This window comes from Enterobacter sp. EGD-HP1 (assembly GCF_000733275.2).
Classification (GTDB): domain Bacteria; phylum Pseudomonadota; class Gammaproteobacteria; order Enterobacterales; family Enterobacteriaceae; genus Enterobacter.
Genome location: NZ_AVOP01000001.1, coordinates 671,051 through 686,621 on the forward strand (window position 1 = coordinate 671,051; position 15,571 = coordinate 686,621).

At 57.2% G+C, this 15,571-nt stretch carries 9 protein-coding genes; 3 read left to right on the forward strand and 6 right to left on the reverse strand.

Annotated features, from left to right (window positions below):
• Window positions 1-5: 5 nt before the first annotated feature.
• From dmsA to lrp, 6 genes are all read right to left on the reverse strand, one after another.
• On the reverse strand, window positions 6-2,450 hold the full coding sequence (gene dmsA, locus N037_RS03410) for a dimethylsulfoxide reductase subunit A (RefSeq protein ID WP_032638964.1): 2,445 nt from the start codon (window positions 2,448-2,450) through the stop codon (window positions 6-8).
• Window positions 2,451-2,661: 211 nt separating this feature from the next.
• Window positions 2,662-3,954: a serine--tRNA ligase gene (gene serS / locus N037_RS03415; protein WP_023335117.1), complete on the reverse strand. Its 1,293-nt coding sequence runs from the start codon at window positions 3,952-3,954 to the stop codon at window positions 2,662-2,664.
• Window positions 3,955-4,046: 92 nt separating this feature from the next.
• Window positions 4,047-5,390, reverse strand: a complete 1,344-nt coding sequence (gene rarA / locus N037_RS03420; protein WP_032638966.1) for a replication-associated recombination protein RarA — start codon at window positions 5,388-5,390, stop codon at window positions 4,047-4,049.
• A 9-nt stretch (window positions 5,391-5,399) separates the two neighbouring features.
• Complete coding sequence (gene lolA, locus N037_RS03425; RefSeq protein WP_023310983.1) at window positions 5,400-6,014, reverse strand: outer membrane lipoprotein chaperone LolA; 615 nt, start codon at window positions 6,012-6,014, stop codon at window positions 5,400-5,402.
• 128 nt (window positions 6,015-6,142) lie between these two features.
• A complete protein-coding gene (locus N037_RS03430) occupies window positions 6,143-9,823 on the reverse strand; it encodes a DNA translocase FtsK 4TM domain-containing protein (RefSeq protein ID WP_032638968.1) in 3,681 nt (1,226 codons plus the stop codon).
• 135 nt (window positions 9,824-9,958) lie between these two features.
• Window positions 9,959-10,453, reverse strand: a complete 495-nt coding sequence (gene lrp / locus N037_RS03435; protein ID WP_000228469.1) for a leucine-responsive transcriptional regulator Lrp — start codon at window positions 10,451-10,453, stop codon at window positions 9,959-9,961.
• Between the two features lie 544 nt (window positions 10,454-10,997).
• On the opposite strand from lrp, the gene trxB reads away from it, so the two are divergent.
• From trxB to cydC, 3 genes are all read left to right on the forward strand, one after another.
• On the forward strand, window positions 10,998-11,966 hold the full coding sequence (gene trxB / locus N037_RS03440) for a thioredoxin-disulfide reductase (RefSeq protein WP_032638969.1): 969 nt from the start codon (window positions 10,998-11,000) through the stop codon (window positions 11,964-11,966).
• Between the two features lie 114 nt (window positions 11,967-12,080).
• Entirely contained in the window at window positions 12,081-13,847 is a 1,767-nt protein-coding gene (gene cydD / locus N037_RS03445; protein ID WP_032638971.1) for a heme ABC transporter permease/ATP-binding protein CydD, read from the forward strand.
• Window positions 13,847-15,568 carry a heme ABC transporter ATP-binding protein/permease CydC gene (gene cydC / locus N037_RS03450; protein ID WP_032638974.1) on the forward strand — a complete coding sequence of 574 codons (1,722 nt, stop codon included), beginning with the start codon at window positions 13,847-13,849 and terminating at the stop codon, window positions 15,566-15,568. The genes cydD and cydC overlap by 1 nt, the downstream gene beginning before the upstream one ends.
• Window positions 15,569-15,571 lie beyond the last annotated feature (3 nt).

Sequence of the window (15,571 nt, forward strand, 5' to 3'; positions counted from 1 at the left end):
ACTCCTTAAACCTTTTCAACCTGGACAAGGTTTGTGTGGGATGGGTTGCCCTTCGCCAGCGGCGAGGGACGCTGCGTGGTCAGCACGTTAATACTGCCCGCCTGGTCGATGCGGTTGGCATCGGGGCTGTACCAGGACCCTTCCCCCAGCGCCACCACGCCAGGCATCATACGCGGCGTCACCTTAGCTTCAATGTGCACCTCGCCGCGACCGTTGAAGATGCGTACGCGATCGCCATTGCTGATGCCGCGTGATTTGGCATCCATCGGGTTGATCCACATCTCCTGACGGCAGGCGGCCTTCAGTACGTCGACGTTGCCGTAGGTAGAGTGCACGCGCGCTTTGTAGTGGAAACCGGTCAGCTGCAGCGGGAATTTCGCCGTCAGCGGATCGTTGTAGTTTTCGAAACCAGGCGTGTAGATCGGCAGCGGATCGATAACGTCCCCTTCCGGCAGCTCCCAGGTCGACGCGATTTTTGCCAGCTCTTCGGAGTAGATTTCGATTTTGCCCGACGGCGTGGTCAGCGGGTTCGCCTGCGGATCTTCACGGAACGCTTTGTACGCCACGTGGTGCCCTTCCGGATCGCGCTGTTTGTACATACCCTGCTTGCGGAAGGTATCGAAATCCGGCAGGTCAGGGATCGCCTTACGGGAAAGTTCATGCAGATGGCGCATCCACCCTTCCTGAGTACGTCCCTCGGTAAACTGCTGCTCAACGCCAAGACGTTTCGCCAGCTCAGAGGTCATCTCATAGATGGTTTTGCACTCGAAGCGCGGTTTAATGGCCTGATCGGTAAAGATCACGTAGGACATGTTGCCGCAGGAGGCGTCCAGGGCGAAATCCATCTGCTCAGAGGCGGTACAGTCCGGCAGCAGGATATCGGCATATTTCGCCGAGGAGGTCATGTGGCAGTCGATCACTACAATCATCTCGCACTTCTTATCATCCTGCAGGATTTCATGGGTGCGGTTGATTTCAGAGTGCTGGTTAATGAGACAGTTACCGGCATAGTTCCAGATCATCTTGATCGGCACATCCAGCTTGTCTTTGCCGCGCACGCCGTCGCGCAGTGCGGTCATTTCCGGGCCACGTTCGATCGCATCGGTCCACATAAACATGGAGATGCTGGTCTGAACAGGGTTATCCAGCGTCGGCATACGTTCAAACGGCACTTCATACGAGCCTTCACGCGCGCCGGTGTTACCGCCGTGAATGCCCACGTTACCCGTCAGAATGGAGAGCATAGAGATGGCACGGGTCGCGATTTCGCCGTTCGCATGACGCTGCGGGCCCCAGCCCTGGCTAATGTAGGCCGGTTTGGCTGAACCAATCTCACGCGCCAGCTGAACGATACGCTCCACCGGAATCCCGGTGATGGTGGACGCCCACTCTGGCGTTTTCGCCACGCCATCGCTGCCCTCACCGAGAATGTAGGCTTTGTAATGCCCGTTAGCAGGCGCGCTGGCTGGCAGGGTTTTCTCGTCATAGCCGACGCAGTATTTATCCAGGAAAGGTTGATCGACGAGGTTTTCGGTGATCATCACCCATGCCAGCGCTGAAACCAATGCCGCATCGGTGCCCGGACGGATTGGGATCCACTCGTCTTCACGTCCGGCACCGGTGTCGGTGTAGCGCGGATCGATGATGATCATGCGGGCATTCGATTTGGCGCGGGCCTGTTCGAGGTAGTAGGTTACCCCACCGCCGCTCATACGGGTTTCGCCCGGGTTGTTACCAAACAGCACGACCAGCTTGCTGTTTTCGATATCGGACGGACTGTTGCCGTCCGCCCAGCCGCCGTAAGTGTAGTTCAGCCCAGCAGCGATCTGCGCGGAAGAGTAGTCGCCATAGTGATTGAGATAACCGCCGCAGCAGTTCATCAGGCGCGCCACCAGCGTTTTGCCCGGCGGCCAGGAGCGGGTCAGCGTGCCGCCTAGCGTCCCGGTGCCGTAGTTCAGGTAGATGGACTCGTTGCCGTACTCTTTGATAAGGCGCTGCATATTGGTGGCGATAATGTCGTAGGCTTCATCCCAGCTAATACGCTCGAATTTCCCTTCCCCACGCTTACCGACGCGCTTCATTGGATATTTCAGGCGGTCCGGGTTATAGACGCGACGACGCATTGAGCGACCACGCAAACACGCACGAACCTGATGTAACCCTTCGTAGTTATCGTCCCCGGTATTGTCGGTTTCGACATATTTAATTTCACCATCCACCACATGCATACGCAGCGGACAACGGCTACCGCAGTTTACGGTACAGGCACTCCACACCACTTTTTCCGGCGTGGTGGCCGGGGACAGTGCATCTGCCGCCGACGCCAGTCGGGTAAAAGGGAGCGTGAAGGCACTACTGGCTACGGCCAGTCCGCCAATTGCCGTGGTTTTCATCAACCCACGGCGAGTGACCTCGGCAGCCATTAATGCTTCAGGCGCGTTGATTTTCATAGAGACTCACTTTGGTTGCTCACAAAGAAAAGAAAGGCGGCGCGAACCGCTATGTAGTTTTATATATAACGAATTTCTTGGTTATCAGCTTTTTATGCTGACTTTCATTCGGAGGAGTATTACTACTTTAGAGGGAGAGGTTATTGCTTCGTATCAAATCAAAGGCATAAAAAAAGCGCCCTGAGGCGCTTTTTTGTTTTAAGACAAATTATTAGCCGATGTACTGCTGGCCTTTCATGTACGGACGCAGCACTTCCGGGATCTCAATGCGACCGTCTGCCTGCTGGTAGTTTTCCAGCACGGCAACCAGGGTACGACCTACAGCCAGACCAGAACCGTTCAGGGTATGCACCAGACGGGTTTTCTTGTCAGATTTGCTGCGGCAGCGTGCCTGCATGCGGCGCGCCTGGAAATCCCAGACGTTAGAGCAGGAGGAGATTTCACGGTAGGTGTTCTGCGCAGGTACCCACACTTCCAGATCGAAAGTCTTGCAGGCGCCAAAGCCCATATCACCGGTACACAGGGCCATACGGCGGTACGGCAGACCCAGCAGCTCCAGCACTTTCTCAGCGTGGCCGGTCATCTCTTCCAGCGCGTCCATAGATTCTTCAGGACGGACGATCTGCACCATCTCAACTTTGTCGAACTGGTGCATACGGATCAGGCCGCGCGTGTCGCGACCGTAAGACCCAGCTTCAGAACGGAAGCACGGTGAATGTGCCGTCAGCTTAATTGGCAGGTCGTCTTCGTCGATGATCTCATCACGCACGAGGTTGGTCAGCGGCACTTCAGCGGTTGGGATCAGCGCGTAGTTGCTGCTGTCGGCTTCCTCGTCCAGCGGGCGGGTATGGAACAGATCGCCGGCAAACTTCGGCAGCTGGCCCGTACCGTACAGCGTATCGTGATTGACCAGATACGGCACGTAGGTTTCGCTATAGCCGTGCTGCTCGGTGTGCAGATCCAGCATGAACTGCGCCAGCGCGCGGTGCAGATGGGCAATCTGACCTTTCATCACCACGAAGCGAGAACCGGTCAGCTTCACCGCTGCCGCAAAGTCCAGGCCCGCGTGCATTTCGCCCAGCGTCACGTGATCGCGCACTTCGAAGTCAAACTCACGAGGCATACCCCAGCGTTTCACTTCAACGTTGTCGTTTTCGTCTTTGCCGACAGGCACGCTGTCGTCAGGAATATTCGGGATAGCCAGGGCAATATCACGAATTTCGGCCTGAAGAACATCCAGTTCAGCTTTCGCCTGATCCAGTTCTTCACCCAGTTTGTTCACTTCCAGGCGTAATGGCTCAATATCTTCCCCGCGCGCTTTCGCCTGGCCGATGGATTTCGATCGCGAGTTACGCTCTGCCTGCAGATTTTCCGTTTGTACCTGCAGAACTTTACGACGCTCTTCAAGAGCGCGCAGCTTATCTACATCCAGCTTAAAGCCCCGGCGTGCCAGTTTTTCAGCGACTGCGTCTGGCTCATTACGCAGCAGATTGGGATCGAGCATGCTTATCCTGTGCTTATCGAATTAAAATAGGAAAATGTGGCCACAGCCTGCGGCCACAAGGATACATTGCCAACATTACCGCAACGATTGAACTAACGGTAGCGTTTTATAGGGCTATTTTGATCCTGTCCGGCGAGCCAGGTGAGCTTTTCACCAATCTTGCCTTCAAGACCTCTGTTTGTGGGGTGATAATAGCGCGTTTGTGCCATCTCCAGCGGGAAATATTCCTCCCCGGCAGCGTAGGCATTGGGTTCGTCGTGAGCGTAGCGATACTCCTGCCCGTAACCCATCTCTTTCATCAGTTTGGTCGGCGCGTTACGCAGATGAACCGGCACGTCGTAGTCCGGGCGTTCGCGCGCGTCGGACATCGCCGCTTTGAACGCGGTATAAACCGCATTGCTTTTCGGCGCGCAGGCCAGATAGACAATCGCCTGTGCAATGGCACGTTCGCCTTCTGCGGGTCCAACCCGGGTGAAGCAGTCCCAGGCCGATAGCGCGACCTGCATGGCGCGAGGGTCGGCATTGCCGACATCTTCTGACGCAATCGCCAGACAGCGGCGCGCGACGTATAGCGGATCGCCGCCCGCTGTGATAATGCGCGCATACCAGTACAGCGCCGCATCCGGCGCGCTGCCGCGCACGGACTTATGCAGCGCCGAAATCAAATCGTAAAAACGGTCACCTTTATTATCGAAGCGCGCACTGCGTTCACCGGCTATTTCGGTGAGCAACTCCGGTTTTAGCACTCGCTTACCGGCATCGTCGACTTCGGCCATATCGGCCATCATTTCCAGCGTATTCAGCGCCCGACGCGCATCGCCGTTGACCAGCTCGGCAATCGCACGACGCGTGTCGTCAGGCAGAACGATATCCTGCCCGCCGTAGCCGCGCGCTTTGTCGTCCATCGCCTGGGTAAGCACCTTTTCGATATCCTCGGTGGTCAGCGATTTGAGCAGGTAAACGCGCGCGCGGGACAGCAGCGCCGAGTTCAGTTCAAACGACGGGTTTTCGGTGGTCGCGCCGATGAAGAAGATCGTGCCGTCTTCAATGTGCGGCAGGAAGGCATCCTGCTGGCTCTTGTTGAAGCGGTGGACTTCGTCCACGAAGAGAATGGTGCGCCGCCCGGCATTACGGTTCTGTCGCGCGCGCTCGATCGCCTCACGTATCTCCTTCACGCCGGAGGTGACCGCCGAGATGCGTTCAACGTCCGCGTTGGCATAGCGGGCGATCACTTCTGCAAGCGTGGTCTTGCCGGTGCCAGGAGGTCCCCAGAGGATCATGGAGTGAAGATGCCCGGCCTCAATGGCGCGCGGCAATGGCTTACCGGCAGCCAGCAGGTGCTGCTGGCCGATGTACTGCGCTAAATTTTCTGGCCGCATACGAGCGGCCAGAGGTTGAAACGCGTTATCTGAAAAATCGAGCGACAGATTGCCCACTCACGCCTCTTACTTATTGCGTTGATCGTCCACCGTTACGCCCTGCGGCGGGGTAAAGGTGAATTTCGATGCATCAACGGCGCCGTTCTGCTGAGATTTAAGCTGATAGCTGCTGCGCTGATCGTCCTGCTCAACCGCGCCGAACTGATTAATGGTACCGTTGGTGCTTACGTTAATGGTGAACTGCTTCAGGTTGCCGTTGCTGCCTTTCGGCGTCAGGACAAACTCGTCACCCGTCTGTTTAATATTGTACTGCTGCCAGTCGCTGGACTGGTTACGGGCAATCAGCATAAACGGCGTATTGCTGGTGGCATCTTTCAGCCAGGTCGCCGTTGCCTGCTCAACGAACGGGTTGAAGAACCATAAGGTTTTGCCGTCAGACACCAGGATGCTTTCATCCGGCTGGGTCATGTGCCAGTTAAAAAGATTTGGGCGTTTTACCCACAAATCTCCCTGGCCTTCCTGCACCGCGTTGCCGCTGCCGTCAGTCACTTTTTGCGTGAAGCTGGCGTGGAAGCTGCTTACTTTATCCAGTCGGCTTTTAAGGTCGCTGGCTGCATCAGCCCAGACGCTGCTGGCGACAAAACTGGTGAGTAATGCACAGGCGATGGCGATTTTTTTCATTGTTATTCCTTAAAATACGTCTTCCCGGTATGGGGTTTCCGTCTTCTATTCTGGACCTGCCCGAAGGCAGGCGACAGAAGAAAATGCTTAATTTTGGCTGATTTACCCTTCTTTGCAATCGCAGAAGGTTAATCAAACGGCGGCGGCGCCAGCACCTCACGGTTACCGTTATGCCCCTGCTCGCTCACAATGCCCTGCGCTTCCATCTGCTCGATGATACGCGCTGCGCGGTTATAGCCAATGCGGAACTGGCGCTGCACGCCAGAGATGGACGCTTTGCGCTTTTCGGTAACGAAGTTAACCGCCTGATCGAATAACGGATCCAGCTCTTCGCCGCCGTCGAAGCCACCGCCGCCGCCTTCGCTTTCCGTATCGCTGGTAATGCCGTCAACATATTGTGGACGACCGCGCGCTTTCCAGTCCTGCACAACGGCGTGTACTTCCTCATCGCGGACGAACGCACCGTGGACACGCACCGGAGAGGTGGAGTTCGGGCCGGAATAGAGCATGTCACCCATACCCAGCAGCGACTCTGCCCCACCCTGATCAAGAATGGTACGGGAGTCAATTTTACTGGATACGGTAAAGGCGATGCGCGTCGGAATGTTCGCTTTAATCAGACCGGTGATAACGTCCACGGAAGGACGCTGGGTTGCCAGCACAAGGTGAATACCGGCCGCACGCGCTTTCTGCGCCAGACGGGCAATCAGCTCTTCCACTTTCTTACCGACGGTCATCATCAGGTCAGCGAACTCATCGACCAGTACGACGATATAAGGCAGCTTTTCCAGGACCGGATGCTGGGCATCCATGCTGTCTCCCGGCTTCCAGTAAGGATCCGGGATCGGACGTCCCATGCGCACCGCCTGAGCGATTTTCTCGTTATAACCAGCCAGGTTACGCACGCCCAGCGCAGACATCAGCTTGTAGCGGCGTTCCATCTCATTGACGCTCCAGCGCAGGGCGTTGGCAGCGTCCTTCATGTCGGTGACCACTTCGGTCAGCAGATGCGGGATGCCTTCGTAAACCGACAGTTCGAGCATTTTCGGGTCGATCATGATGAAACGCACATCTTCCGGCTGCGCTTTATAAAGCATGCTGAGGATCATGGCGTTCACACCGACGGACTTACCGGAGCCGGTAGTACCCGCGACAAGCAGGTGAGGCATTTTGGCGAGATCGGCCACCACCGGATCGCCCGCGATATCTTTACCCAGCACCACGGTCAGCGGGGATGGGTTATCGCGGAATTTGGTGTTATCCAGCACTTCACGCAGGTAGACGGTCTGACGTTTCTTGTTCGGCAGCTCAAGCCCAACGTAAGGTTTGCCTGGGATCACTTCCACCACACGCACCGCAACGGTCGAGAGAGAACGCGCCAGATCGCGGGACAGGTTGGAAATACGCGCGGCTTTTACGCCAGGCGCCAGGTTCAGTTCAAAACGGGTGATAACAGGACCCGGCGAGTAGTTCACCACGTCCGCCTTGATGCGGAAGTCAGCCAGACGGGCTTCGACCAGACGCGCCATTTGTTCGAGCGCGAAGGTATCGACCGGCTCCACTTCTGACGGCGGCGGCGTTAACAGATCCAGAGACGGCAGCGGCGTGCTTGGACGCTGCAGCGGACGGCTGTCACCGTTACGCATCAGCAGCGGGTGAATCAGGCTTTCCTGCTGCTGAGGCGCAGGCTGCTGGAACTGCGGCGGCTGCGGCGGTTTGGCATACGGCTGCTGAACAGGTTGATGCGGCTGCGCGTAGGCCTGTGGTGCTGGCTGCTGGCGCACAGGCTCTGCTTCCGGCATCACGCTCGGGGTGAATAAAGGCTCGCTCGGGCCATCATCCACCAGATCCTTCATCGGCGAGAATTCAAAATCAGACAGCGAGAACGGATTTGCCCCCGCCGGTTGTTCACCGGAATAGCGCTGCTGCTGGGTGGCGGCAAACTGGCGCGCCAGTTCTGCTTCAGCCGCGTCCTCTTCGTCTTCCAGCAGCGGTTCATCATGCTGGTATTCTTCACCGTAGCGTTGATTCTGCTGCGCAGCGAACTGACGGGCCAGCTCGTCCTGCTGCATTTCATCAGCGTCATCTTCGTACTCAGGCTCGCGCGCTTTCTCTTCGGCCATACGTTGGGAAGGCAGCTTGATACCATACGAGGCAAGCTCTCGACGAGTCGGAACGCGAACGCGGTTAGGACGAGGCAGTTGCGGACCAATCCCCTCCTTCACCTGAGGACGCGGCGCGCCCCCGGTTGCCAGGCTAAAGACAGGTGCCGCCACGGCGGCAGCCGCGGTAGCCTGCTTCACGCTTTCCGCTACGGGTGCGACAGCAGGCGTAGGGGCGACCGGTGGAACGGAAACAGAAGGCGCTTTCGTCACCGGCTCCTGCACCGGTTCAGGCACTGGCTGGTACCAGGCCGCCAGCTGCTCGCGTTCACGCGCACGACGCTCTTCAACTTCTTCAAAATAGTACATTGGTGGACGAGAGGGTTTTACCTCTTCCACGATTTCAGGTTCAGGCTGCGGCTCTACATAAGGCTGCACAGGTTCAACCGGTTCAGGCACATACTCCTGATAAGGTTGGGCCACAGGCTGTTCGTAGTGCGGGTAATCCTGCGGTTCATACGCAGGCTGCGGCGGCTGATAAGGCTGCTGCCACTGCTCCTGCTGCACAGGGATATAGCTTTCAGGTTCAGGCGCGATAACAGGCTCCGGCGTGTGAACGCCGGGCGCAGTCTGCCAGTCAACCTGCGGCTGCTGAATAACGGATTCCGGCGGCGAAACCGGAGCAGATGGCGTTACCGCTTCAACAGGCGCGGCATAAGCCTGCGCAGCGGTCGTCGCGGCTGCGGCTGCCGCAACCGGTTCGGTAACAGACTGGCCGTTTAACAGCGGATCGTATTCGTCAAAATCACCCGGCATCGCGCGGTTGCCGGAGAAGAGAACATCGTCAGGATCGACGGCGGCACCCGCCGCGCGGTATTCAACCTGCTCGTCTTCATCCATGCGTTTTCCGGAGAAGAGCGCCGCATCGGTTTTACGGCCTAGCGGGTTGGCAAATTTCTCAGCAACACGCTGACGACGTGCCAGCGCGCCGCGCAGAATACGCGCACGACGAGACTCGCGACGCTGCACAGGCGCGTCATCTTCCTCTTCATCTTCGTACTCGTCTTCATCAACCCACGTATCGTCACGACGGGTACGGTTGCTGGCGAAGGTCAGAATGGTGAGGATAAAACTGCCGATTTTCTCGGCAATGCTCACCCAGGACCAGCCTGTAAATAACGTCAGCCCGGCCGCCCAGATGCACAGCAGCGCCAGCGTGCCGCCGCTGCTGTGCAGCATCGGCTGTAGCGCAGAACTGAGTAAGCTGCCGATCACCCCGCCCGAGGCGAAGTACCAGATATCATCCGCATTTATCGCTGCCAGCCCGCACGAGGTGAGGATCAGGGCCAGCGCGCCAATCAGGCGCAGCGACACGGCGAAATAGTCGATGTAATCATCGTTCTGACGATGACGCCACGCAAACCAGCATCCGCCAATGATAATGACGGGAAGGGTGTAGGCCATCACACCGAAAATGAAGAACAGCGTGTCCGCAAGCCAGGCACCGGGGACACCGCCTAAATTATGGATAGGCTCATGCCATGCCGTTTGTGACCAGCTGGGATCTGAGGGGTTGAAACTGAGTAAGGCTGCCATCAGCCAGACGGCAAAAAGGGCAATAACAATCAGCAAAGCCTCGAGGAGACGACGTCCGCTGCTTAGCTTCGATAGTGTGACTTCTTTGTCTTCAGTGTATTCCTGGCTCAAAAAAGGCTCTCCAGGTATCAGGCATATCCTGCCTGTTTGCTAAAACGGACAACAGCGCCGGGACTCCCCGGCACTGTTGCTGTATGGATTAACAGGAGTGTAATCAAACTACGCTGATTTTGCACCTGTTCCGTGTTAGCGCGTCTTAATAACCAGACGATTGCTCTGTTTGACCTCTTCCATCACCACATATGTACGGGTGTCGTTCACGCCTGGCAGACGCAGCAGGGTTTCCCCCAGCAGCTTACGGTAGGCGGACATATCAGGCACACGGGTTTTCAACAGGTAGTCGAAATCACCGGACACCAGGTGACACTCTTGAATTTCTTCAAGTTTTTGTACAGCGGCGTTAAATTGCTCAAACACATCCGGCGCACCACGATTCAGAGTAATCTCAACAAATACCAGAAGTGAGGCATCCAGATAATGCGGGTTCAGCAGAGCCGTATAGCCCTGAATAAAACCCTGTCTTTCCAGTCGGCGCACACGCTCAAGGCACGGCGTCGGGGAAAGTCCCACACGTTTTGAAAGCTCGACGTTGGAAATACGCCCATCCTTTTGCAATTCATTAAGAATGTTACGATCGATACGGTCGAGATCTTTGCCAGGGCGCTTCTTGCTATCTACCATTATTATTGTCTCTCTGTATTCCTTCCCTACTCCTGCCTGGACCCTGTGCACATCACTGTTCAGAGCCTGTACCCGTTAGTCATCACATCGCCTGATTATGTATTAGACGCGATGCGGATTCGGGTTCTGTTGGTAAGAAGACCGTTGCCCGAAGGCAGTCACCGACATCACGTATGGCGTCTGTCCACGCCATGCGTAGATTTCACTGACACGGTAAAAATGGCATTTACGTGCATGCCTATGCGGCATACGGTTAACGCGGTTTTTTTTCTTCCTTGAATGTTTTCGCAAAAGCGCAGGGGATTGTCAAAGCAAAACATCGTTTTTTAGTACAACATGCCGGATATTCATTACGGCAGGGTATTAATCCTCATTTTATTGCCTTACAAACGAGCGATTTTCAGGAGAAAGCGTGATGTTATAGCGCCTCATTCATCGTCCGTGGCTATTACACAGATTGATATCAAAATTGCTGCGCTCTTTTTTTACGGCAACAAATTCCCTACAATCCAGCCAAATGTCTGCCAACAACAATGGGGATCTCATGGGCACGGCCAAACACAGTAAGCTGCTAATCCTTGGTTCTGGACCTGCGGGATATACCGCAGCGGTCTATGCTGCACGCGCTAACCTGCACCCGGTACTCATCACCGGTATGGAAAAAGGCGGTCAGCTGACCACCACCACCGAAGTGGAAAACTGGCCAGGGGACCCGAACGACCTGACCGGGCCGCTGCTGATGGAACGTATGCACGAGCATGCCGCCAAATTCGAAACCGAAATTCTGTTCGACCACATCAATAAGGTCGATCTGCAGAACCGTCCGTTCCGCCTGACGGGCGACAGCGGCGAATACACCTGTGACGCGCTGATCATCGCCACCGGTGCCTCTGCCCGTTACCTCGGTCTGCCATCCGAAGAAGCGTTCAAAGGCCGCGGCGTTTCTGCCTGCGCAACCTGTGACGGTTTCTTCTACCGCAATCAGAAAGTCGCGGTTATCGGCGGCGGCAACACCGCAGTGGAAGAAGCGCTCTACCTGGCGAACATTGCCTCAGAGGTGCACCTGATCCACCGTCGCGAAACCTTCCGCGCGGAGAAGATCCTGATCAAACGTCTGATGGATAAAGTGGCAAGCGGCAACATCGTGCTGCACACCAACCGTACCCTGGAAGAGGTGACGGGCGATCAGATGGGCGTTGCCGGTCTGCGTATCCGCGATACCCAGAACACCGACAACGTCGAAACGCTTGAAGTGGCGGGTCTGTTTGTGGCGATCGGTCACAGCCCGAACACCGCGATCTTTGACGGTCAGCTGGAGCTGGAAAACGGCTACATCAAAGTGCAGTCCGGCATTCACGGTAACGCGACCCAGACCAGCATCCCGGGCGTGTTCGCGGCTGGCGACGTGATGGACCACATTTATCGTCAGGCGATTACCTCTGCGGGCACCGGCTGTATGGCCGCGCTGGACGCTGAACGCTACCTCGATGGACTGGCTGAACAAGGTAAATAATCTTTACAAGTCAGTAACAAACGTAAATAAAGGCGGCGATAAGTCGCCTTTATTGTCTCCCCGTTGTAACATTGCGCTGCCCAATTTCTAATAACGTCACCTGCAAAGTACGCAATGGAAAAAACCCGTCAACAAGAGTTAACACGCTGGCTGAAACAGCAAAGCGTTATTTCCCGCCGCTGGCTTACGATTTCCCGTCTCCTGGGATTCGTTAGCGGCCTGTTGATTGTTGCCCAGGCATGGCTGCTGGCCCGCATTCTTAATCACATGATCATGGAGAACATCCCGCGCGAAGCGCTGTTGCTGCCCTTTATTGTCCTGATCCTGATTTTTATCCTGCGCGCCTGGGTGGTATGGCTGCGTGAGCGCGTCGGTTTTCACGCCGGACAGCACATCCGCTACGAGATCCGTCGTCAGGTGCTGGATCGCCTTCAGGAAGCCGGGCCCGCGTGGATCCAGGGTAAACCGGCCGGTAGCTGGGCGACGCTGATCCTTGAGCAGATTGACGATATGCACGACTACTATGCGCGCTATCTGCCGCAGATGGCCCTTGCCGTCTTCGTTCCGCTGCTGATCGTCATCGCCATCTTCCCGGTTAACTGGATGGCTGCGTTAATTCTGATGGGCACCGCCCCGCTGATCCCGCTGTTTATGGCGCTGGTCGGCATGGGGGCCGCGGATGCCAACCGCCGTAACTTCCTGGCGTTAGGTCGCCTGAGTGGCCATTTCCTCGATCGTCTTCGCGGCATGGAGACGTTACGCATTTTTGGCCGCGGTGAAGCGGAAACCGAAAATATTCGCCAGGCATCGCAGGACTTCCGTCAGCGCACCATGGAAGTGTTACGCCTCGCCTTCTTATCTTCCGGCGTACTGGAATTCTTTACCTCACTGTCGATTGCCCTCGTGGCGGTCTACTTTGGCTTCTCCTACCTTGGCGCGCTGGATTTCGGCCATTACGGCACGGCGGTGACCCTTTCTGCCGGGTTCCTGGCCCTGATCCTGGCCCCGGAGTTTTTCCAGCCGCTTCGCGATCTGGGGACCTTCTATCACGCCAAAGCGCAGGCGGTTGGTGCAGCCGATAGCCTGAAAACGTTCCTGGAAACGCCGCTGGCACACCCGGAGCGGGGTGATGTGACGCTGAATGCTAAAGAGCCCGTGACCATTGAAGCGCAGGACTTTTCCATTCTGTCACCGGAAGGCAAAGTGCTCGCGGGTCCGCTGACCTTTACCTTGCCTGCCGGACAACGCGTGGTGCTCGTCGGCACCAGCGGTTCCGGGAAAAGCTCGCTGCTGAATGCGCTATCCGGTTTTATGGCCTACACGGGTTCACTGCGGATCAACAAAACCGAACTGCGCAACCTCGATCCAGACGCCTGGCGTAAACAGCTCAGCTGGGTGGGCCAAAACCCGCAGCTTCCCGCCGCTACGCTGCGTGAAAATGTGCTTCTGGCGCGCCCGGAAGCGCGTGAAGATGAACTGCAATCGGTTCTTGACCGTGCCTGGGTCAGCGAGTTTCTGCCGCTGCTTCCGCAAGGGGTTGATTCCGTGGTCGGCGACCAGTCCGCCGGGCTATCGGTCGGACAGGCGCAGCGTGTGGCGGTTGCCCGCGCGCTGCTTAACCCATGCCAGCTGATGCTGCTGGATGAGCCTGCCGCCAGCCTGGATGCCCACAGCGAACAGCGCGTAATGGAGGCCCTGAACGCCGCCTCCCGGCAGCAAACCACCCTGATGGTCACCCATCAGCTGGAAGGCATTGCCGACTGGGACCAGATCTGGGTCATGGAGAATGGCCGTATTGTTGAGCAAGGCGATTACGCCTCTCTCGTTGCCGCGCAGGGACCGTTTGCCGCCCTGCTGGCGAACCGTCAGGAGGACATCTGATGCGTGCTCTGCTGCCTTATCTTGCGCTCTATAAACGCCACAAATGGATGCTGACGCTGGGGATTGTGCTGGCGATTATCACGCTGCTCGCCAGCATTGGTCTGCTCACGCTTTCCGGCTGGTTCCTGTCGGCCTCGGCCGTCGCGGGCTTTGCCGGTTTATACAGCTTCAACTATATGCTCCCGGCTGCCGGTGTTCGCGGTACCGCCATCACCCGTACTGCCGGACGCTATTTCGAACGGCTGGTCAGCCACGACGCCACTTTCCGCGTGCTGCAGCACCTGCGCATCTACACCTTCAGCAAACTGCTGCCCCTCTCCCCTGCCGGGCTGGCGCGTTTTCGTCAGGGTGAGCTCCTTAACCGTGTCGTCGCGGATGTCGACACGCTGGATCACCTGTACCTGCGCGTGATTTCCCCGATCGTGGGCGCGTTTGTGGTGATTGTGGTGGTCACGCTGGGGCTGTCTGTTCTGGATGTTCCCGTTGCGCTGACGCTGGGCGGGATCATGCTGTTAACGCTGATCGTTCTGCCGCCGCTGTTTTACCGCGCCGGAAAATCCACCGGGGAAAACCTGACGCGCCTGCGCGGGGATTACCGCCAGCAGCTCACCTCCTGGCTTCAGGGGCAGGCAGAGCTGACGATTTTTGGCGCCAGCAAGCGCTATCGCGCCCGCATGGAAAGTACGGAGCTTAACTGGCATGAGGCCCAGCGCCGCCAGTCGGAGCTGACGGCCTTCTCTCAGGCGCTGATGATGTTAATCGGCGGCGTGGCGGTGATTGCCATGCTGTGGCTGGCCTCCGGCGATGTCGGCGGGAATTCACAGCCGGGTCCTCTTATTGCCCTTTTCGTCTTCTGCGCGCTGGCGGCGTTTGAGGCGCTGGCCCCGGTGACGGGCGCCTTCCAGCATCTGGGTCAGGTGATCGCCTCTGCCCTGCGCATCACCCAGATTGCCGAACAGGAGCCTGAAGTCACGTTCAGTGCCGGGCAAACCGCGGTACCAGAGCAGGTTGCGCTGACGCTTGAAGATGTCACCTTTGCCTATGACAAACAGGCGCAGAACGCGCTGGACGGTATCAACCTTTCTGTTAACGCAGGACAGCGGATAGCGATCCTCGGCCGTACCGGCTGCGGTAAATCGACGCTGCTGCAGTTGCTGACCCGCGCCTGGGATCCGCAGCGCGGTCAGATTCGTTTTAATAACACGTTGCTGACCGATTTCAGCGAGCAGGCCCTGCGCAAGACCGTGAGCGTCGTTCCACAGCGCGTGCATCTGTTTAGCGCCACCCTGCGCGATAACCTGCTGCTGGCCGCGCCAGAGGCCTCTGATGATGCGCTTCGCGCCGTGCTGGAGCAGGTCGGACTGCAAAAACTGCTTGAGGACGAGGGGCTGAACAGCTGGCTGGGCGAAGGCGGCCGTCAGCTCTCCGGCGGTGAGCTGCGCCGTCTGGCCATTGCGCGCGCGCTACTGCACGATGCGCCGCTGATGCTGCTCGACGAGCCCACCGAAGGACTGGACGCCACAACCGAAAGCCAAATCATTGATTTACTAGCAAATGTCATGACCGGCAAAACCGTGCTGATGGTCACACACCGCCTGCGTGGACTGGCGAGTTTTGATCGGATAATTGTGATGGACAACGGACACATTATTGAGCAAGGTAGTCACGCAGAGCTGTTGGCGAAACAAGGTCGCTACTACCAGTTTAAACAGCGTCTGTAGACT